Origin of the sequence: Luteimonas lutimaris (genome assembly GCF_039537065.1) — a bacterium.
Classification (GTDB): domain Bacteria; phylum Pseudomonadota; class Gammaproteobacteria; order Xanthomonadales; family Xanthomonadaceae; genus Luteimonas; species Luteimonas lutimaris.
The window spans coordinates 365,376-385,894 of record NZ_BAAAZU010000006.1; the positions used below are offsets into that span (position 1 = coordinate 365,376).

Here is a 20,519-nt window from a genome sequence, read left to right on the forward strand (position 1 = left end):
ATGGCTGCACTTCCGCGGTACACGGCAAGGAATGCGGTGGACTACGACCCGTTCGCCGGCGGCGAACTGCTGCGCGTGGTGCCCACCACCGAGCCGCAGCGCGAAGTCTGGCTGGCCGACCGGCTCGGCGAGGACGCCTCGCTGGCGTTCAACGAGTCGGTGTCGCTGCGGCTGCGCGGGACGCTCGACGCGGCGGCGCTGGAATCGGCACTGCTCGAACTGGTGAACCGCCACGATGTGTTGCGCGCGAGCTTCGGCCCGGACGGCGAGACGCTGTGCGTGCTGGAGGATGCCGGCTTCGCGCTGGCACACCGCGATTTCTCCGGCCCGGACGCGGCCGCGCGCGAGGCCGCCGTGGCCGAGCGCCTGCGGCTGGCGGTGGAGACGCCGTTCGCGCTCGACAGCGGCTCGCCGTTCCGCGCCGAACTGCTGCGCCTGTCGGCCGAAGAGCACGTGCTGGTGCTCACCGCCCACCACATCGTCTGCGACGGCTGGTCGTGGTGGGTGCTGGTGCGCGAGCTGTCCGCGCTGTACGCGCAGGACGTGGGCGCCGGCGCGGCGACCTTGCCAGCGCCGGAATCGTTCGCCGACTACGCGCTGGCCGAGGCCACCCAGCCGGCCACGCGCCAGTACGCCGAGGACGAGGGCTACTGGCTTTCGCGCTTCGTCGAGGAAGCGCCGGTGCTGGACCTGCCCACCGACCGCCCGCGGCCGGCGCAGCGCACCTTCGCCTCCAGGCGCGAGGACTACGTGCTCGACGCCACGCTGGTGTCCGCGATCCGCGCGATGGGCGCGCGCCGCGGCACCAGCCTGTTTGCCACCCTGCTGGCCGGCTTCGCCGCCACCCTGTCGCGGCTGACCGCGCAGGCCGACGTGGTGATCGGCATCCCCGCCGCCGGCCAGTCGGTCGACGGCCACGACGACCTGGTCGGCCACTGCGTCAACCTGCTGCCGCTGCGCTGCGACGTGCCGCCGGCGCAGCCGTTCACGCAGACCCTGGACGCGCTGCAGGTCACGCTGCTGGACGCCATCGAGCACCAGCGCTACACCTTCGGCACCCTGCTCAAGAAGCTGCGCGTGCGCCGCGACCCGTCGCGCCTGCCGCTGGTGAGCGTGATGTTCAACATCGACCAGGCGCTGGACCAGCAGGCCACCGCGTTCCCGGGCCTGTCGCTCGACTTCCAGAGCAACCCGCGCAGCTGCGAGAACTTCGAGCTGTTCATCAACGCCGTGCAGGCGCATGGCGAACTGCGGCTGGAGTGCCAGTACAACACCGACCTGTTCGACCGCGCCACCATCGTGCGCTGGATGCAGGCCTACGAATCGCTGCTGCGTGGCGCGGTGGCCGCGGTGGACACGCCGTTGGGCCGCCTGCCGCTGCTGCCGCCCGCGGAGCTTCAGGCGCTGGCCGCGCTGCAGCCGCCGCGCACGCCGTATCCGGCCGAGCGCGGCATGCACGAGCTGTTCGAGCTGCAGTGCGACCGCGCACCCGAGCGCATCGCGCTGCGCTACCGGGACCAGGCGCTGACCTACGCGCAGCTGGAAGCGCGCGCCAACCGCATCGCTTCGCTGCTGCGCGCGCGCGGCGTGCACGCCGGCGCGCTGGTGGGGCTGGCGGTGGACCGCGGCGTCGACATGCTGGCCGCGCAGCTGGCCATCCTCAAGACCGGCGCGGGCTACGTGCCGCTGGATCCGGCGTTCCCGCAGGAACGGCTGGCCTACATGGTCGGCGACGCGGGCCTCGCGGCGCTGGTCACCCAGCGCAGCCACGCCGACCGCTTCGACCTGCGCGGCCGCCCGGTGCTGGCGCTCGACGCGCTGGCCGACGAACTCGCGCAGGCGTCTGCCGAACGCGAGACGCAGCGGATCGACCCGGAGTCGATCGCCTACGTCATCTACACCTCCGGCTCCACCGGCAAGCCCAAGGGCGTGCAGGTGCCGCACCGCGGGGTGACCAACTTCATCGCCTCGATGGAGCAGCGCCCGGGCATGGGCGCCGACGACAGGCTGGTCGCGGTGACAACGCTGTCGTTCGACATCGCCGTGCTCGAGCTGTTCCTGCCGCTGAGCGTGGGCGCCGAGGTCATCCTCGCCGACCGCGAAACGGCAATGGATGGCGAACTGCTGTCGATGCTGCTGCGCGAGCGCGGCGCGACCCTGATGCAGGCCACGCCGGCCACCTGGCGCGTTCTGATCGACGCCGGCTGGCAGGGCGGCCAGGACTTCCGCGTGCTGTGCGGCGGCGAGCCGCTGCCGCCGGACTTGGCGCGTGCGCTGCTCGCGCGCTGCGGCCAGCTGTGGAACCTGTACGGCCCGACCGAGACCACGGTGTGGTCGACCTGCGCGCGGGTGGAAGACCCGGCGCGCGGCATCTCCATCGGCACGCCGATCGCCAACACCACGGTATGGATCGTCGACGCGCAGGGCCAGCCGTGCCCGCTGGGCGTGCCCGGCGAACTATGCATCGGCGGCGACGGCGTCACCCTCGGTTACCTCGGCCGCGCCGACCTCACCGCCGAGCGCTTCATCGCCGACCCCTTCAGCGACCGCCCCGGCGCGAAGCTCTACCGCACCGGCGACCGCGCGCGCTGGCGCAGCGACGGCACGCTTGAGCACCTCGGCCGCCTCGATTTCCAGGTCAAGGTGCGCGGCTACCGCATCGAGCTGGGCGAGATCGAGGCCGCGCTGGCCGCGTGCCCCGGCGTCGCGCAGTCGCTGGTGCTGGTGCGCGAGGACCGTCCCGGCGACGTGCGCCTGGTCGGCTACGCAGTGGCGCAGCCGGGCGCGAAGCCGATTGAGCGCGAAACCCTCGACCTGCTCAAGCGCGCGCTGCCTGAATACATGGTGCCGCAACACATCGTGATGCTCGACGCGATGCCGCTGCTGCCCAACGGCAAGGTCGACCGCAAGGCGCTGCCCGCGCCGGACCTGGACGCGCGCAGCGAGGACATGGTGCCGCCGCGCAACGACACCGAGCGCGCGATAGCGAAGCTGATGGCGCAGGTGCTGGGCCAGCCGGCGGTCGGCATCCACGACAACTTCTTCTCGCTCGGCGGGCATTCGTTGCTGGCCGCGCAGCTGACCTCGCGCCTGAACCGCGAGCTGGGCGCCGCGCTGACGCTGCGCGCGCTGTTCGACACGCCGACCGTCGCTGGCCTGGCCGGGATCGCCGCGGCCACCCTGGGTGCGCCCCCGCGCGAGCCGATCAAGAGGCTCGCCGACCAGTCGACCGCACCGCTGTCGCTGATGCAGGAGCGGCTGTGGCTGCTGGAGCAGTTCACGCCGGGGCAGGTGACCTACAACACGCCGTCCGGCCACCGCCTGCGCGGGCCGCTGGACCTCGACGCGTTCAAGCGCGCCTTCGATGCGGTGGCGCAGCGGCAGTCGGTGCTGCGCACCTCGATCGGCACGCTCGGCGGCGAAGCCTTCCAGGTCGTCCATGACAGCGTCGACAGCGGCCTGCTGCCGGTGGTCGACCTCGGCCATCTGCCCGAGGCCGACGCCGAAGCGCAGGCGCTGGCCGACATGAACGCGCTGATCGCCATGCCCTTCGATCTGGGCGAGCCGCCGCTGTTCCGCGCGCGACTCTACCGCCTGTCCGACGACCACCACCTGATGATCTTCCTGGTCCACCACGCGATCTGGGACGGCTGGTCGTTCGACCTGCTGTACCAGGACCTGTCGGAGTTCTATGCCGCCTTCATCGAAGGCCGCGAACCGACGCTGCCGGAACTGCCGGTGTCCTACGGCGACTTCTCGGCTTGGCACCGCGAGTGGATCGAGGGGCCGGAATACGCGAAGCAGGTGGAATTCTGGCGCGAACGCCTGCGCCCCGGCGACGAGCCGCTGCAGGCGCTGCCCACCGACCTGCCGCGCAAGCCGGGCATGTCCGGCGGCAGCCGCCAGTACCCGGTCGCGTTCCCGCGCGAACTCGGCGACGGCCTGCACGCGGCCGCGCTCAAGCTCGATTCGACCCTGTTCGTCACCATGCTCACCGCGTACTTCGCGCTGCTGCAGGGCGTGAGCGGCCAGCGCGACCTGATCGTCGCCACGCCGGTGCGCGGGCGCAACAGCGACGAGACCGAGAACCTGATGGGCTACTTCACCAATACGCTGCCGCTGCGCGCGCGGATCGATCCGGCGCTGCCGTTCGCCGAGGTGCTGCGCGAGGTGAAGTCGGTGCTGCTCGACAGCTTCGCCAACCCCGACATCCGCCTCGAGGACCTGATGCGTGAACTCAGCGTGCGCAGCGCCAGCGGCGGCGGACAGGTGCTGTATCACGCGATGTTCTCGTTCCAGGACGTGCGCCAGCGCAACCTGCAGTGGGGCAGCATCCGGCATTCGCGCATAGAGCTGGCCGACCCCGGCGCCACCCAGGACCTGGGGCTTTGGCTGGTGGAGAACGGCGGTGGCCTGGCCGGCGCAGTGGTCTACAACGCCGACACCCTGCTCGAATCCACCGCGGCGATGCTGGCCGCGCGCTTCCGCGCGATGCTCGAATCGCTGGTGCGCGACCCCACCCAGACGATCGCGCAGCTCACCCGCTTCGACGACGACCAGCCGGCACGGATGGGGCGCGAGCACGCGGCCGGGGCGCCGGTGCCGGCTGCTGCCGCAGCGGCTTCGCCTGCACCGGAAGCAGCGCCGGCCGCGCTCGCCGCCGACGATCCGCTGGTCGTGCAGGTCGCCGACATCTGGGCCGAGCTGCTGGGGCGCGGGCGCGTCGGCGTCGACGACGACTTCTTCGCCCTCGGCGGCCACTCGCTGCAGGCGGTACGGATGTTCCATCGACTGAGCAAGGCCACCCGCGTCAACCTGCCGCTGGCGACGCTGTTCGCCGCGCCGACCGCGCGCTCGCTGGCGGCCGCCTACCGCGCCGCGGGCGCGACCGTGCCCGGCGAAGCGCATGCGCCATCGGCCGCCGTCGATCCGTGGGCACCGCTGGTGCCGATCCGCGCGGGCACCGATCCCGACGCGCCGGCGCTGTTCTTCGCCCACGCGATCGGTGGCAACGTGCTCAACTACCGCGCGCTGGCCGCGAGCCTGCCCGAAGGCATGGCCATCTACGGCCTGCAGGCGCTGGGCCTGGACGGCGTGACGCCGCCGCTGGACAGGATCGAGGACATGGCGCGCCGCTACGTCGCCGAGGTCCGCAAGGTGCAGCCGTCGGGCCCGTATTACCTGGCCGGTGGTTCGATGGGCGGGATGATCGCCTACGAGATGGCGCAGCAGCTCACCGCCGCGGGCGAGGAGGTCGCGCTGCTCGGGCTGATCGACACGTCCTCGCACTACGGCAAGCGCCTGCGCGAGCAGGCCGCGCATCCGCCATCGGCATGGAGCCGGCTGCGCGCGCGGCTGCGCGGGCTGTCGCCGGGCAAGGCCCTGGCGGCACTGGCGCGGATGCCGGGCAACCGCATCGCCGCCGTGCGCGGCCGGCGCCTGGTCGCGCAGCTGCGCGAGCGCGGCGAGCCGCTGCCGCACGAGCTGCGCTACGCGCACGTCGAGGCCACGCACCTGCGCGCCTACCGCGACTACGTGGTGCAGCCCTGGGCCGGGCGGCTGACCCTGTTCCGCGCCGCGCAGCAGGATCCGTCGCTCGGCGACGATCCCTGCCTGGGCTGGAGCGCCCTTGCCGGCGAGGTCGAGGTGCTCGATGTGCCCGGCACCCACCGCGGCATCGTCGAGAAACCGGAACTGCCGCCGAAGCTGGCCGAGGCCATCGATGTTGCGCGCCGGCGCGCGGCGCGCCCGCGCGGCACCCCCGGCGCGGAGGCCGGCGCCCGGCTGGCCGCGCAGGACGCATGAGCGGGGGCAGGCCGGGTTTCACCACGCACCTGCTGCGCTATTCCACCAGCAACCTGATGGTGATCGCAGCGGGCCTGGTCTCGTTCCCGATCCTGACCCGGCTGCTCGACAACACCCAGTACGGCATCCTCAACTACTACGACTCGTGGGTGCTGATGGGCGTGGCCATCGGCAAGCTCGGCGCGCAGCACGCGATCATGCGTTTCTACCCGCACGGCGGCGACGCCGGGCAGTTGCGCGCGTTCTCCACCAACCTGTTCTTCCTGCCGCTGGGGATCTCGCTGCTGCTGTGGGTGCTGGTGGTAGCCGGGCTGGTGTCGTTCGACCTGTTCGGCGGTGCGCGGCAGTCGCCGGTGTTCTGGATGGCGCTGGCCTCGGCGCCGCTGCTGGTGTTCGCCAGCCTGGTCGAGACGGTGCTGCGCATCAGCGAGAAATCGCACCTGGTGATGGTCTCGCGCATCGGCTGGCGCTGGGGCGAGGTGGCGACGATGGTCGGCGCGGTGCTGCTGCTGCAGCACTCGGCGGTGGCCGCCTACGGCGGCAAGCTGGCCGCGGCCGGGCTGATGGTGTTCTTCTACCTGTGGTGGATGCGCGGCAACCTGGGCTTCTCGCGCGCGCACGTGGACCGCGGCACGCTGCGCAAGGGGCTGGTCTACGGCTTCCCGCTGGTGGCCAACGAGATCGTCGCGGTCGCCTTCATCCTGCTCGACCGGGTGATGATCAAGGGCATCATCGGCAACTTCGAGGCGGTGGGCATCTACAGCATCGGCGCGGCGCTGGCGATGCAGGTCAACATGTTCACCAACATCACCGTGTTCGAGGCGTTCACGCCGATGGCCAACCGCCTGTTCACCACCGACGGCCCGGCGGCGGTGCGCGCGCTCAAGCAGCGCGTCCTGCCGCCACTGACCTACGCGCTGGTCGGCATCGCCGCGCTGCTGTGGTGCTTCGGCGCGGATGCGGTGATCGCGCTGAGCGGGCATTCCAAGTCCGCCTCCGGGCCGGTGTTCGCGATGGTGGGCGCGGTGTATGCGCTGATGCCGGTGCTGCTGGTGTCCGGCTACGGCCTGCTGCTGGAGAAGCGCACGCTCAAGGTGCTGGCGCTCACGTCGGGCAGCCTGGTGGTCAACACCGCGCTGAACCTGTGGCTGATCCCCACGCACGGCGTGATGGGTGCGGTCTACGCGACCGCGGCCAGCTCCGCCGCCTATGCGGTCGCGACGTGTGCGTGGGTGCCGCGCGACCTGCTGCAGCTGCCGCAGCCGCGGGTCCTGGCCACGGCACTGGTGGTGGCGCTGGCGTGCATCGCGCTGGTGTCGTGGAGCGGGGCGTTCGGGCTGGCGTCCGGCTGGCCACGGCTGGTCCTGGGCGGCGGCGCGACGGGCATGGCCTACGTCGTCGCGGTGCTGGCGCTCGACGCGCGCCTGCGGACGATGTTGCTGTCGTGGCGCGGCTTGCGCATGCCGTTCCAGGCGCGCGGCGCGGGTTGAGCGGGATGCCGGGCGCGGCAACGCTGGACGACGGCCGCGCGGATGCCGGTGCGCCGCCGGCGGCGCACGGGAGTCGTCGCAATGCCTGATGCCGTGTTCTCGCCGGTCGCCTGGTGCCTGCTGCTGGCGCTGGTGCTGTTCGTGCTGCGGCACAGGCTCGGGCGCGGCTGGCGCCGGGTCGGCATCGTCGCCTGCGGACTGCTCGTGCTGGGCTGCATGCCGCTGGGCGCGAATCTGCTCGAACGTGTGCTCGAGGGCGCAGTGCCCGCGCGCGCCTACTGCGACCCCGGCGACCGCGGACCGATCGTGCTGCTCTCGGGTGGCGTCAACCATCCGCCGGCCGGCAGCGCCGACTATCGGGCGCTGACCTCGGAAAGCTGGACCCGCGCGCGCGCGGCGACGGAACTGTGGCTCGCCGGGCGCAGCGGCACGCTGTGGATCGCCGGTGGCGGGCCATATCCGGTGCGGGAAAGCACGGTGCTCGCGAGCCTCGCCGGGGAGTGGGGCGTGCCATCGTCGGCGTTGCGCGTGGAAGCGCACTCCACCACGACACGCGAAAGCGCGCGTGCGCTGGCCGGCGCGCTGGCGGGCCGGCGCGCGCGCGTGGTCACGTCGCCGCCGCACCGCGCGCGTGCGCTGCAGGCATTCGAAGCCGCCGGCATCGAGACCTGCGTGCAGGACACGGGCACGGACGTGGTGCCGCCCGGCGGCCCCGGCGACCTGCTGCCGCAGGCGTCGGCGATCGGCAAGACCGAGGATGCACTGCACGAGCTGGTCGGGATCGCCTGGTACCGCGTGCTCGACTGGCGACACACCACGCGCCGGCATCCGCGCCAGGCAGGCGGCGGCGCGCAACGCGGCGATTGAGCGGCTTTCCTAGCCGGGATCGATCGAATGCGCCGCCTGCCTGCGCCGCGCCCGCGACTTCCTGCGCGCCAGCCGCGCCGGCTTCGGGGTTGCTGCAGCGGGGGTGGGCGGGGCGGGGGCGGGGAGCAGGGGTTCGTAGAAGGCGAGCAGGTCGCTGCCGATCGACTGCCAGCCGTAGTGCCGCTCCGCGCAGCTGCGCGCGGCCCCGGCCAGCCGTTCGCGCAGGGCGGGCGATTCGAGCAGCGACACCACCGCATCGGCGAACCCGGCCGCGTCGTCAGCGTACAGCGCGCTCTGGCCGTGGCGCAGGACGATGCCTTCGCTGCCGATCGTCGTGGTCACGATCGCCTTGCCCAGCGCCATCGCCTCCAGCACCTTCAGCCGCGTGCCGCTGCCGGCGCGCAGGGGCACCACGTAGACCGACGCCGAGTGCACGGCCGGCCGCAGGTCGGGGACGAAGCCGGCGAGGGTGACGTGGGAGGCCACGTCCGCCGGGATCGGCAGCCCGTCATGCTTGCCGACAAGCATGAACTCGGCATCCGGGCGCATGATCAGGATCCGCGGGAACACCTCGCGCAGGAACCATTCCACGCCGTCGCGGTTCGGGAACCAGCCCATCTGGCCCACGAACACCAGGCGCGCCCGGCTGCCCGGCGCGCGCGCGGGGACGTTGGCCTCCAGGTCGACGCCGTTGGGCACGATGGCCACGCGCACGCCGGGTGCGAGTGGCCGCAGCAGCTGTGCGTCGGTGCCCGAGCACGCCAGCACCAGCCGCGCGCGGCGGCAGGCATCGCGTTCGAAGGCGCGCAGCAGCGGCAGCTGCCGGCGCAGGAACAGGCGCGCCAGCCGGTTGGGGTGGATCCGCATGCGCGTGTCGAGCAGCTGGTGTTCGACGTTGTGCGCGTTGTAGACCACCGGGACCGACGCCGGCACCGCGTCGGCGTAGCGCATCAGCGGCAGCATGTCGAAGTGCACCGCGTCCACCGTGCCGGCCAGCGCCGCGATCCTCGCGCGCATCGCCTGCGAGGCGTATTTCGCCGCGACGAAGGGTTCGGCGCCGAAGCTGCCGCGCAGCAGTGCCATGAGCAGCGCCAGCCGCGACTGTTCGCTTTCGATGGGGAAGGTCTCCACGCCGGCCAGCCGCACGGGCATCGACGCGATGGCGGACGCATCGTCATCGCGTCGGAGGAAGCTCAGCAGGATGACCTCGTGCTGCGACGCCAGCGCGCGGAGCAGGTGCCAGGAGCGCAGCTGGTGGCCTTCCTTCGGCGGAAACGGCAGGCGGCTGGTGACGAAGAGGATGCGCGCCATCAGTGCTTCCTCCACAGCCGCGATGCATCCGGCGCCAGCGAGGCGGGGAGCGACAGCAGCGCCGCGAGGTTGAGCAGCACGAACGCACCCGCGGCGGGCAGTAGCGGCATCCGCGCCGCGAACCGCGGCATCGCCACGCCCAGCGCCGCGCAGGCGTAGCCAAGCACCTGCAGCACGAACAGGACCCGGAACACCGGCCCCGGCGCCACGGCCGATGCCGCCAGGGCCAGCAGCAGTGCCCAGGGCGCGAGCAGGCGCAGGAACTTGTGCGAAAACCAGGCGAAAAACAGCGGGTTGCGGCGCGGGTGCAGCAGCGTGGGCATGCGTGCGATCAGCTGCCAGTTGCCGGCCAGCGTGCGCAGCTTGCGCGCAAATTCCTCGCCTGGAGTGGCGCTGGCGCGGTCGATGGCGATCGCGTCGCGTGCCATCCACACCCGATGGCCGGCGAAGGCGACCTGCAGCGGGATCCACATGTCGTCGAGGATGGTGCCCGGCGGCAGCGGCCGGAAGCAGTCGCGACGCACGGCGTGGATCGCGCCGGACACGCCGTGCAGCCATTCCAGGCGCGACTCGTCCGCGCGCAGGCGCCTTTCCATCCGCCAGTACAGGCCGACGGCGCGCGTGGGCGTGCCGACGGCGGCGACGTCCTCGATCACCAGCTCGCCGCTGACCGAACCGATGCCCGGGTCTGCGAACGGTGCCGCCAGCCTGCGCAGGGCGTGCGGCGCGTAGCGCTGGCGCGCGTCGGCGAAGACGACGACCGGCGTGTGCACGCGCTCCATCGCCATGTTCAGTGCGGTGGCCTTGCCGCGGTTGCACGGCAGCTCGAGCACCTCGACGCGCGGATCGCCATCCGCCGCATCGCGCGCCGCCTGCGCCGTGCGGTCGCTGCTGCCGTCGCTGACGACCAGCACGCGCAGCAGGTCGGACGGATAGTCCTGGGCCAGGATGTCGCGGATCCGCGCGCCGATGCGCGCCTGCTCGTCGTAGGCGGCCACGACGACCGTAATGGGGGGCGTGAAGTCCTCGCGGCCGGGATCGGGTTCTTCGAGGGCGTCGCCGAAGCGGTCGGCGAGCAGCGCCACCAGCAGCGGGTAGCCGGCATACACCCAGGCCACGACGCCCGCGCAGGCCCAGAACGCCAGGATGGCGAGGACGCTCATGGCGCGGCCTTCAGCAGCCGGGCGCGCAGGCGTTCGTAGCCGGCGTTGCCCAGCACGCGCTTGGGCCAGGACAGCGCCTCGAAGCGCATGCGCGACAGGCGGGGGCGCGGGCCGCGCCAGGCCACGAGCGACGCGAATTCCTCCAGCGCCATGCCGCGGGTGACGGCGATGCGCTGCAGCCAGCGGTCGCGGTCGGGGTTGCGGTTGGGGCCGGGCACCGAGCCGAACAGGTGCGTGTAGCCCAGTGCCCGCGCGGCACGGCGCTCGCGTTCGCTGCCGCGCCCGCCGGGGAGCGCCATCGATTCGACGGCCCGCCCGGTGAGCGCGGACAGCCGCGTACGGCTGTCGCGCAGCTCCGCGGCCAGCGCGGCGTCGTCCAGGTCCTCCAGGAACGCGTGGCTGCGCCCGTGTGCGCCGATTTCCATGCCGGCATCGGCCAGCAGCGCGACCTGCGCCGACGACAGCATGCCCGGCTGGTCGACGAAGCCCGAGGTGATGAAGAACGTCGCCACCATGCCGCGCTCGCGCAGCAATGGCAGCGCGACCTCGAGGTTCGACACGTCGCCGTCGTCGAAGGTGATGGCGACCCGGCGTCCATCCGCGGTCGCCGTGCGCGCGCTGGCGCCGATGCTGCGGTAACCGTTGCGCAGCAGCCAGTCCAGCTGCGCGGTGAACGCATCCGGATGCACGCTGTACACCGGATCGAAGCGCCCGCGACTGTCCGGACCGGCGTGCAGGCCGTGGTACATCAGCACCGGCAGGGCCGTGCTCATGCCGCCGCCCTGCGCGCCTGCAGCCAGCCGAGCAGGCCGCTGGTTTCGCTGAAGAACAGCGCCTTCGACAGCCGCCCGGACGGTGCGCGGTAGCGCTCCTCGAACACGTTGTGCCGCCGGATCCGGTAGGGATCGACGTCGCGCCGGTTGATGCCCTCGATCGAGGTGACCGCGGTTGCATAGCCGGCCTCGCGGACCATGCGCACGTCGCGTTCGCCGAAATCGCCGGCGCCGCCGTTGGGGTAGGCGAAGTGCGCCGGAGCGATGCCGGTGGCGCGATCGATGTCGCTGCGGGAACCCGCGATCTCGTCGCGCGCGGCCAGGGCGTCGACGCGGCTGAGCAGCACGTGGTGGCGGGTGTGGGCACCGATCCGGATGCCGCCGGCATCGAGCGTGCGGATGTCCGGCCAGTCGAGCATGTCGCCCTGCGTGGACGCCGGGTCCGGCCGCAGCTGCGCGGCGATCTCGTCGACGCGGGCTTCCAGCTGCTTCGGCGGAAACTGCTTGAGCCGCGGCGGCAGCTGTTGGTACAGGCGGTCGCGCTCGATCGGCTGCGACAGGTCGAAGCAGCCAAGGCCCAGCGACGACAGGTCCAGCCGATCCTGGCGGCGGGCGGCCACCGCGTGCTGCAGGCGGTAGGCCCAGATGGTCTCGCCGCCGACGTGGCCGGTGGCGACATAGACCACGGCCGGCACCGATGCGTGGATGCCGCCCATGTCGTCGGCCTCCAGCAGGCCGAGGTTGTCGCGGTAGCCGTCGTCGAAGGTGATCGCGTAGTGGACGCGGGTGTCGCGTACGTCGGACAGCGCGCGCAGGCCGGCTTCCAGGTCCACCAGCGCGTGGCGCTCGCCCAGCCAGCCCGCCAGCTGGCGGAAGCTGGCGCGCGAGAGGCTGAGCGGGTAGGGGTCGTGCGCATCGCGCAACCGGTGCAGCATCAGCACCACCAGCCCGGCACCGGTGACCTTCCGGTAGATGAAATCGAGGCCGCCGTGGTGGGCGGCCACGGCGATCGCGTAGCGCAGCCAGCGACGCAGCCCGGTGATCATGGCCGCCCTCCCGCGCGCGCGCCGGTATCGTCGGGCGGCAGGTGGCGCGCCTTCACCACCAGCGCCACGTAGGTCCAGAAGTAGGCGATGACCGGGTAATAGGTGAAGCGGTCGCCGAAGATGTTGCCGCAGACCAGCCCCATCCAGGCCCCGACCAGCCCGAGCGCCAGCGCATAGCGCCAGGTGCCGGACACGGATGCGGCAAGCTCGCGGCGCGCGGCGCGCAGGATCGACAGCAGCAGGCCGAGCAGGATCACCGCGCCGACCAGGCCGCCTTCGCTCAGCGTGCGCAGGTACACATTGTGCGTGTCCATCCGGTACGGGTTGATTTCCGGATGGCGGAACGACTGGAACCCGGTCCCGACCACCGGGTGGGCGATGAAGTTGTCCCAGGCGATCTGCCAGAAGTCGAAGCGCAACTCGGTGCTTTCGTCGCGGTGGCCTTCCTCGACGGTGGTGCTGTCGAAACGCTGCACGACCGAAGGCGGCAGCAGCGGCGGGACGATCGCCGCGGCGAGCATCAGCGGCAGCACCAGCTTCCAGCGCCCGCGCCAGGCCACCACGATCACCAGCAGCGCCAGGATCAGCGCCACATAGGCGGTGCGCGAATACGCGTACAGCACGCCGAACACCGCGCAGGCGATACCGCCGAGGAACATCAGCTTCCAGAAGCGGCTGGCGCGGGTCGCGAGCAGCAGCGCGAACAGCACCGCCGAGACGGTGACGCAGAAGGCCGCGAACTCGTTGGCGCCCAGCAGCGCGAACGTGCCCTTGATGCGCAGGTCGTCGGAATAGTTCCAGCTGGCGACGCTGGCATGTTCCACCCAGGTCACCTTGGCGATGTAGGGCAGCGGCAGGATCGTCGCCAGCACGATCCTGCGCACGCCCGCCCAGCTGGTGGCGCTCATCTGCACCAGAAACAGCAGCGAGACACCGGTCAGGTGGTCCTTGAGGATGTTCATGTGCGACTCGGTATTGCTGACGTAGTGGTAGCTCACGAACACCGAGACCACCGAGTACGCGGCGTAGACCAGCACCCAGCGGTTGACCGGCTCGGAGGGCGCGAGCCTGCCGTGCATCCACAGCGCGCCGAGCAGCGACAGGCCGAAGCCGAGATTGAGGAAATTGAGTCCGCCGCCGAGGTTGGGCAGGTAGCCGGTGTGGATGTTCTGCAGCGGCAGCAGGAACAGGAATGCATACAGCGCCCAGTTGTTGGGCGTGCGGGCTCCCGCCTTGGCCTTCGCCGCGCCGCGGGTGCCTGCGCTGCCGTGCGGCGTTTCCGGAATGGCCGCAGCCGGCAGGCGCGCGGCCGGCACGTGCAGCGCCCGCGCCGCCAGCGGGAAGCGCTCGGCGCCCGGCGACGCCGGGTGCGGCCTGTCAGGCGGACCGGCGGTCATGGTCCTGTTCCCGGAGCGAGTGGTAGAGGTCGAGGTAGCGCGCTGCCATCGCGGCGGTCGAGTAGTGGGTACGCACGGTCTCGACGGCACGTGCATCGTGGCCGGGTGGCCGGGCGATCGCCAGCCGCAGCGCGGCCTGCAGCTGCGCGCCGTCGCCCGGAGGCAGCAGGACGCCGTGTTCCGTGCCAGCCAGCAGGCGCGGCACCTCGCCGACGGCGCTGGCGATCACCGGCACGCCGTGCGACATCGCCTCCAGGACCACCAGCGGCATGCCTTCGCTCAGCGAAGGCAGCACGAGAGCGTCGACGATCCGGTAGATGTCGTCCATGTCGTCGCGGCGGCCGGCGAAGACGATCCGGTGGGCCGCGCCCGACGCGCCGGCAAGCGCCTGCAGCGCCTCGCGGTCGGGGCCGTCGCCGACCACCAGCAGGCAGGCGCCGGGACTCGCCGCGGAGGCGGCCGCGAACGCGGATACCAGTTGGGCGAGGTTCTTCTCCGGCGACAGGCGCGCGACCGCGGCAAGCACGGGGCCGGGGCCCGCCAGGCCCAGCGCGCGCCGCAGCCCGGGGCGTTCCGGCGCCGGCGCGGGCATCGCGATGCCGTTGTCGACCTGGTGGATGCGGTCCCGTGGAACGCCCGCGCGCAGCAGGCGTTCGACCTGCGGCCGGGAGACCACGGCCAGCGCGTCGAACCGGCGCAGCAACGCGAGTTCCAGCGTGGTGTACAGGCGCAGCGCACGCGAGGATTCCACCCAGCCATGGAGGGTGGCGACCAGCTTCACGCCAGGCCGCCGCCGCGCCGCCAGCCAGGCGTAGAAGGCGCTCTTGTAGTCGTGCACGTGCAGCATGTCGGCGCCGCGTGCATCGACCAGCGCGACCAGCGCGTCGACCGTGCGCATGTCGATGCGGCCGCGGCAGGGCAGCAGCATCGCGTCGCTGCCGGCGGCAACCGCCGCCTGGTGCAGCGGCTGCGCGTCGAGCAGGTAGTTGCGGATGCACAGCAGGGCGCTGCGTGCACCCTCGTTTCGCAGCGCGCCGTCCAGCGCCAGCACCACGCGGTCGGCGCCGTACATGCCGGCGCTGGAGCGCAGCTGCAGGACGGTCGCTGGCGTGCCGGTCGCCATCTCAGGCCACGTCCGCCAGCCGCCGGTAGGCCTGGTCGAAGGCACGCACCATCGCCGCGAGGGAGAACTCGCGCTCCACCCGCTGGCGCGCCGCCTCGCCCATGCGGTGCCGCAGCGCCGGATCGGCGGCCAGGGCCAGCATCGCCTCGGCGAGCCGGCCGGGCGCACGCGCCGGGACCAGCAGGCCGGTCGCGCCGGACGCGACGAGCGATCGATTGCCGCCGACGTCGGTGGCGATCATCGGCAGGCCGCTGGCCATCATTTCGAGGATGGCGTTCGACATGCCTTCGGTGGACGACACCAGCATGCCCACGTCGAGCGCCGGCAGGATCGCCTCGACGTCCGGACGCATGCCGGTCATCCGCACCGCGCCGGCCACGCCGAGGCTGACCACCCGCGCCTCGATTTCCCCCTGCAGCGGACCGTCGCCCAGCAGCACCAGCCGGGCCTGCGGGAAGGTCGCGTGCATCCGGGCGAACGCATCGACCAGGTCGACGTGCCGTTTTTCCGGCGTCAGGCGCGCCACGCAGCCGAATACCAGCGCATCGGCTTGCAGCGACAGTGATTGCCGGATCGCTGCCCGGGCGGGCGGCGGGCGGGGGTGGAAGCGCTGCGTGTCCACCCCGTTGGGGATCCACAGCATCCGCCCCGCTTCGAGCGCCTCGCTCCGGGCCAGTTCGCCGAGGATCTGCTGCGACGGCGCCACCACGCAGTCGAAGCGCGGATTCAGGTGGCGGAACAGCCACTTGAGCTTCGCGCTCTTCTTGTAGCCCATGTCGCGACGATTGGAGATGTGCACGCAGCCCGGCCTGCGCGGCAGCAGCGCGTTGATCAGGTCGGACTTCTCGTGGTGCGACTGGACGATGTCGAACCCGCCGCCAGCGACCATCGATCGCAGCGTCCGCAGCGCGCGCAGGCCGCCGCGTCCATAGATCGCCTCGACCGGCAGGTGGACGATCCGCGCCGCGTCGCCGTCGGCCAGATGGTGCTTCTCCGATTCCGGAAAGCCGCCGGCGTCGAGCTGCACGACCGTGATGTCGTAACGGTCGCGCGGCAGCAGGGTGACGAGGTTGCGCAGGAAGCGCTCGCTGCCGCCGGAGAACGCGATCGAGGTGTCGGTGAGCAGGAGCAGCCGGATCCGCGCGGGAGCCGGCGTCTGCAACTCGCATGCGGGCTCGGCTGCGGGCTCGGCCTCAACGGCGATAGGCAAAGCTGACAATGGCGACATTTTCCTGGTAATCCTGGCCGGGTTCGCTGCTGTCGCGTTCGCGGCGTTGCAGGTCGATCCGTGCGCTCCAGTTGCGGGTGAACTGGTTCTCGAGGGAAACGCCGACGGACGAATCACGGTCCCGGCGCGAGAGCTGGTCGAAGCTGCGGTCAAGCGTTGCCGCCGATGCGGCCAGCGTGAGCCGCGGCCGCAGTTTCCAGGACACCGAGGCGTAGCCGCCCCAGCTTTCCTCGTCCCGGGCGAGCGAGTCGACATAGCTCACGCGCTGGTAGAACGGCCGCACCTGCAGGCCAAGGCGTTCGCCCGCGTACTCGTATCCGGCCTCCAGCCGGCGCTGCTTGAACACCTCCGGCGTTATCGGGACGAGCGGGCTTCCCGGTGTGTCGATCACTACCTGTCCGCCGCCGATCACGCTGGTGACCATGTCTTCGGCCGCATCCGAGAATTCGTAGCCGGCCGCAACGTCCAGCGTGCTGCGCGCCGTTGGCCGCCAGGCCAGGGTGCCACGCACGAGCGGCAGCCACTCGTCGCCCGCGCGGTGCTCGAACTCGAGCCGCGAGTAGCCCAGGTCGATGCTGAAATCGACCGTGCGCAGTCGGCTCGAATAGGTGGCGTAGCCGTCGTAGCGGGTGTAGTCGACGTCGATCGGGGCGTCGTCGTACTTGACCCGGGTCGCCTCGATGTTCGCGCTCAGGGTGCGGTTGGTCGCCAGGTCGCGGACCAGCCGCGCGGCGGCGTTGTAGCGGTCGCTGTCGAACGCATCGGTCTCTTCGGCGTAGCTGTTGCTGTAGCGCAGGTCGAACTGCGCGCGCGTCCCGCTGCCGAGCCTCAGGTACAGGGTGGGACCGGTGACGAACAGGTTGGTCTGCTGCTGGTTGTCCGGGCTGAAGACCGCCAGGTTGTCCACCGGCTGGCGGCTGAGGTAGTCCTCGAATGTCCATTCCAGCCGTTCCGGCAGCAGCGTCCACAGCGCCTGGCCGGAGAACGCGCCGCGGAAGTCGTCGTCGAACGTGTCGTCGCGGTAGTCCAGGTACTGCAACTGGCCGCTGCCGTTGAGCGACAGGCGCGAGCCTGTCTGCAGGAGGTCGAAGCGCAACTGCGGCATCACGACCGTCTCGTCCTGGCCGTTGCCGGACGCCAGGCCGATGTTGTCGCTCTGCAGGACCCCCACGCCCACTTCGTAGTTGATCTGCGCCGCGCCGGCCGCCGTGGGCAACAGTGCGAGCACGGCCGCGGCGAGCGCGGAGCGCACAGGGATACCGGGAGCTTTGGCCATGGGAAGTGTCCCCTAGACGCCTTCGTTGAACAGCACTCCCGCGAACTTCGCGGGATCGAAGTTGCCGGCTGCCTGCGCGATCGTCGCCGGCGTGTCGCGGCCGTAGCCGGCGACCAGGACCACGACGTCGGCGAGGTCGGCAAGGATGCGCGCGTCCGGCGAGCCGATCACCGGCGGGCCGTCGATCACCAGGTAGCGGTCCGGGTAGCGGCTGCGCAGCGAATCGACCAGCAGCCGCATGCGGAAGGTGGAGAAGTATTCGGCGCCGGTCTCGCGCGGCCGGCCGGCCGGCAGCAGCCGCAGGCGCGGCACGCCGGTGTCGTACAGGACGGTGGACAGGTCGGCTTCCGGGTCTTCCAGGTAGTCGGTCAGGCCGCCGGTCGGGATTTCGATGCGCATCGTCGCGTCCTGCGACGGCTGGCGCAGGTCGCAGTCCATCAGCAGCGCGCTCTTGGTCTCGTCGAAGGCCATCGCCGCGGCGAGGTTGCGCGCCACGAAGCTGCCGCCGCAGCCGCGGCTGACCGGGACTACCAGGGTCACGAAGTTGCCGTCGACCATCGCCAGCAGTTTGGTGCGCAGGTCGCGGAAGGCGTCGACCTCCGGGCGTGCGACGTCGGTGCGGTAGATGACCGTGCGGTCGCGCAGTTGCGATGGCGTCAGCGCCTGTCCGCAGGAGATGCGGGCGATCGAGCGGTGCGACGCCTTGCGCGCGTCGTCGTCCTCGCGGTCGTCCGGCAGGGCCTCGTTCGCGATCGGGTTGTTCATAGGACGTGCACCAGTTTGAGGCCGAGGACGAGGCCGTACGCGGCCACCGCGATCAGGAGCAGGCCGATGGCCATGGCGAAGCGGCGCAGCATCATCCGGCGCTTGCGCGGGGTGACGTACATCGGCATCGTGCCGAGCACCGGCAGCGCGGCCTCGCGTTCGATCTGCAGCGGCGAGCGCACGCGCGGATCGAGCTTGACCGCGCCCAGCAGCAGCACCAGCGGGGCGAAGAAGGCGGCGCCCAGGCCGGCGCCGGCCACGTGCATCAGGCGCAGCCCGACCGGACGCAGCGGCATCGTCGCCGGTTCCTGGATGCGGAAGCTCAGGCCGCGCTGCTCGGCGTCGAGGTTCATCGACACGCGCGCGTTCTCGCGGCGCTTGAGCAGGTCCTGGTAGAGGTCGCGGTTGACCTCGTAGTCGCGGGTCAGTTCGGCGAGCGTGCTTTCGGACGCGGCGATGCGGCGGTTGCGCTCCATCTCCTGCTGCAGCAGGCCCTCGGCGGTCGAGATCCGCGACGCGACCGCCGCGCTGCGGCTGCGGGCCTCGGACAGCTTGCTGCGCAGCTCGGTGTACAGCGGGTTGATCGTCACCGAGCCGTCCATCGATGCCGGCTGGCCCGTGCCCGATGCGACCGGACGGGATTCCTCGTGCTTGAGCTCTTCCTGCAGGTCGTTCATCTGGTGCTGCACGCGGACCACGTCCGGGTGCTGCTCGGTGTAGGTCAGCAGCAGCTGCTGGCGCTGGGTCTGCAGGTCCGCCAGGCGTGCGCGGATCTGGCCGGCGCGGGTCTGCATCACGCTGACCTCGCTTTCGCCGGTGAGCTGGCGGTTGATCGCGCCCTCCGCCGAGTGCAGGTCGATCAGTTCCAGCTTGGACATCTCGACCTGCCGGCGCAGTTCGCTGATGCGCGCGTTGACGTCCGCGCCCACGCCGGGGCGGGCGTCGGGGTTGGAGTTGCGGTAGTTCTCCAGGTTGGCCTCGGCGTCGGTGAGCTTCTTGTGGTAGTCGGCGACCTGGCTGTTGATGAAGCCGTACGCCTGGCGGCTCTCGCGCTCCTTGGTGGCCAGGCTTTCGCTGATGATCATGTCGGCGAAACGCTCGGTGACGCGGTAGGCGCGCTCCGGGTCGGAGTCGACGTAGCGGATCTGGATCAGGTTCTCGCGCGGATTGCCCATCACCGTGCGCGACTTGATGTCCTCCATCAGCCGGTCCTGCTGGATCGGCGAGGGATGGCTGTCCATCCAGCCGCCGGCCTTGAGGATTTCGTTCATCACCTTGCGGCTGAAGGCGACCTCGCGCGCGATGCTGGCGCGGTTGACCACGCTGGTCGGGACCGCGCGGCCTTCCATCAGCGGGGCGATGATGTTGCTTTCCTCGACCAGGATCGTGGTCGTGGATGCGTATTTCTTCGGCAGCAGCATGCCGATCGCGAGCGCGAGCAGCGCCAGCGCCGTGAAGATGCCGGCATACAGCACGATGTGCCGCTTCAGTTCATGGCGTACCACCGGCACCAGTGCCAATGCGGTGGCCGTCGGATGGGCCTCGGTGGGCGACCATTCCAACGCGGGGTTGCTCATAGCGTGCGCTCCGGGACGGTGATGACGTCACCCGGCGCGACCTTGTAGTTGGTCGCAAGGTCGCCCTTGTTGAGGATGCGGTCGAGGCGCACCGCGTAGGACTTGGTGGCGCCGTTGTCCGACTTGCGGTACAGGTCCGAGCGGTCGGGCGCGGCGAACTCGGTGACGCCGCCGGCGGCCAGGACCGCATCGAGCACGGTCATGCCCTGGCGGTACGGGATGGATACCGGCGTGCGCACCGCGCCGGTCACGCGTACGCGCGACAGGTATTCGTGGCTGCGCAGGTCGGTGAGGATCACGGCGACCTGCGGGTCGCGGACGTAGGAGGCCAGCTTCTCCTGGATATCGGCGGCCACCTGCGCCGGCGTGTGGCCGCCGGCCGCGACGTCGCCGACCAGCGGCACGGAAATCTTGCCGTCCGGCCGCACGGGCACGGTGATGCCCAGTTCCGGGTTGCGCCAGACGGTCACCTGCACGATGTCGTCGACGCCGATCAGGTAGTCGTCGACGGCCGCGCCGGTCTGGGCGGGCGGTGCGGTGGGGGATTCCCCTACGGTCGCGCAGGCGGCGAGCGCGAGGAACAGGAAGATGGTCGTCAGCCGCTTGAGAATTTCCATGCGTCGTCACCTCTGGTTGCTAGGTGTTCCAACGCAAATACGGCCGCGACCGGGACACGCGGCGGCGAGTGGCGATCATGC

The 20,519-nt window shown here is 71.3% G+C and carries 14 protein-coding genes; 3 read left to right on the forward strand and 11 right to left on the reverse strand.

The genetic code is table 11. From position 1 onward, the window contains the following. The 3 genes from ABD679_RS08210 to ABD679_RS08220 all read left to right on the forward strand — a co-directional run bounded on the left by ABD679_RS08210 (position 1) and on the right by ABD679_RS08220 (position 8,162). Positions 1-5,805 carry an amino acid adenylation domain-containing protein gene (locus ABD679_RS08210; RefSeq protein ID WP_344759462.1) on the forward strand — a complete coding sequence of 1,935 codons (5,805 nt, stop codon included), beginning with the start codon at positions 1-3 and terminating at the stop codon, positions 5,803-5,805. Beyond that, entirely contained in the window at positions 5,802-7,295 is a 1,494-nt protein-coding gene (locus tag ABD679_RS08215; protein WP_344759463.1) for a lipopolysaccharide biosynthesis protein, read from the forward strand. Before ABD679_RS08210 ends, ABD679_RS08215 begins: the two co-directional genes overlap by 4 nt. Positions 7,296-7,376: 81 nt before the next feature. Beyond that, positions 7,377-8,162 carry a YdcF family protein gene (locus ABD679_RS08220; protein ID WP_344759464.1) on the forward strand — a complete coding sequence of 262 codons (786 nt, stop codon included), beginning with the start codon at positions 7,377-7,379 and terminating at the stop codon, positions 8,160-8,162. 9 nt (positions 8,163-8,171) lie between these two features. Here ABD679_RS08220 and ABD679_RS08225 read toward each other — a convergent pair whose 3' ends face one another. Genes ABD679_RS08225 through ABD679_RS08275 form a run of 11 tightly spaced genes read right to left on the reverse strand, consistent with a single transcriptional unit; the run spans position 8,172 to position 20,438 of the window. Next, positions 8,172-9,473: a glycosyltransferase family 4 protein gene (locus ABD679_RS08225; RefSeq protein WP_344759465.1), complete on the reverse strand. Its 1,302-nt coding sequence runs from the start codon at positions 9,471-9,473 to the stop codon at positions 8,172-8,174. Beyond that, positions 9,473-10,636 carry a glycosyltransferase family 2 protein gene (locus ABD679_RS08230; protein WP_344759466.1) on the reverse strand — a complete coding sequence of 388 codons (1,164 nt, stop codon included), beginning with the start codon at positions 10,634-10,636 and terminating at the stop codon, positions 9,473-9,475. The genes ABD679_RS08225 and ABD679_RS08230 overlap by 1 nt, the downstream gene beginning before the upstream one ends. After that, on the reverse strand, positions 10,633-11,409 hold the full coding sequence (locus ABD679_RS08235) for a polysaccharide deacetylase family protein (RefSeq protein ID WP_344759467.1): 777 nt from the start codon (positions 11,407-11,409) through the stop codon (positions 10,633-10,635). The genes ABD679_RS08230 and ABD679_RS08235 overlap by 4 nt, the downstream gene beginning before the upstream one ends. Then, positions 11,406-12,455, reverse strand: a complete 1,050-nt coding sequence (locus ABD679_RS08240; protein ID WP_344759468.1) for a polysaccharide deacetylase family protein — start codon at positions 12,453-12,455, stop codon at positions 11,406-11,408. The genes ABD679_RS08235 and ABD679_RS08240 overlap by 4 nt, the downstream gene beginning before the upstream one ends. Then, entirely contained in the window at positions 12,452-13,852 is a 1,401-nt protein-coding gene (locus ABD679_RS08245; RefSeq protein ID WP_344759469.1) for an O-antigen ligase family protein, read from the reverse strand. The genes ABD679_RS08240 and ABD679_RS08245 overlap by 4 nt, the downstream gene beginning before the upstream one ends. After that, complete coding sequence (locus tag ABD679_RS08250; RefSeq protein WP_344759470.1) at positions 13,833-14,975, reverse strand: glycosyltransferase family 4 protein; 1,143 nt, start codon at positions 14,973-14,975, stop codon at positions 13,833-13,835. Before ABD679_RS08250 ends, ABD679_RS08245 begins: the two co-directional genes overlap by 20 nt. Position 14,976: 1 nt before the next feature. Next, positions 14,977-16,137, reverse strand: a complete 1,161-nt coding sequence (locus ABD679_RS08255; RefSeq protein ID WP_344759471.1) for a glycosyltransferase — start codon at positions 16,135-16,137, stop codon at positions 14,977-14,979. A 31-nt stretch (positions 16,138-16,168) separates the two neighbouring features. Beyond that, positions 16,169-17,479: an outer membrane beta-barrel protein gene (locus tag ABD679_RS08260; protein ID WP_344759472.1), complete on the reverse strand. Its 1,311-nt coding sequence runs from the start codon at positions 17,477-17,479 to the stop codon at positions 16,169-16,171. Positions 17,480-17,491: 12 nt separating this feature from the next. Continuing rightward, positions 17,492-18,244: a P-loop NTPase family protein gene (locus tag ABD679_RS08265; protein WP_344759473.1), complete on the reverse strand. Its 753-nt coding sequence runs from the start codon at positions 18,242-18,244 to the stop codon at positions 17,492-17,494. Then, on the reverse strand, positions 18,241-19,821 hold the full coding sequence (locus ABD679_RS08270) for an XrtA system polysaccharide chain length determinant (RefSeq protein ID WP_344759474.1): 1,581 nt from the start codon (positions 19,819-19,821) through the stop codon (positions 18,241-18,243). The genes ABD679_RS08265 and ABD679_RS08270 overlap by 4 nt, the downstream gene beginning before the upstream one ends. Then, the gene (locus ABD679_RS08275; RefSeq protein ID WP_344759475.1) at positions 19,818-20,438 is read right to left on the reverse strand and encodes an XrtA/PEP-CTERM system exopolysaccharide export protein; all 621 of its coding nucleotides are present in this window, start codon (positions 20,436-20,438) and stop codon (positions 19,818-19,820) included. Before ABD679_RS08275 ends, ABD679_RS08270 begins: the two co-directional genes overlap by 4 nt. Positions 20,439-20,519: the final 81 nt, after the last annotated feature.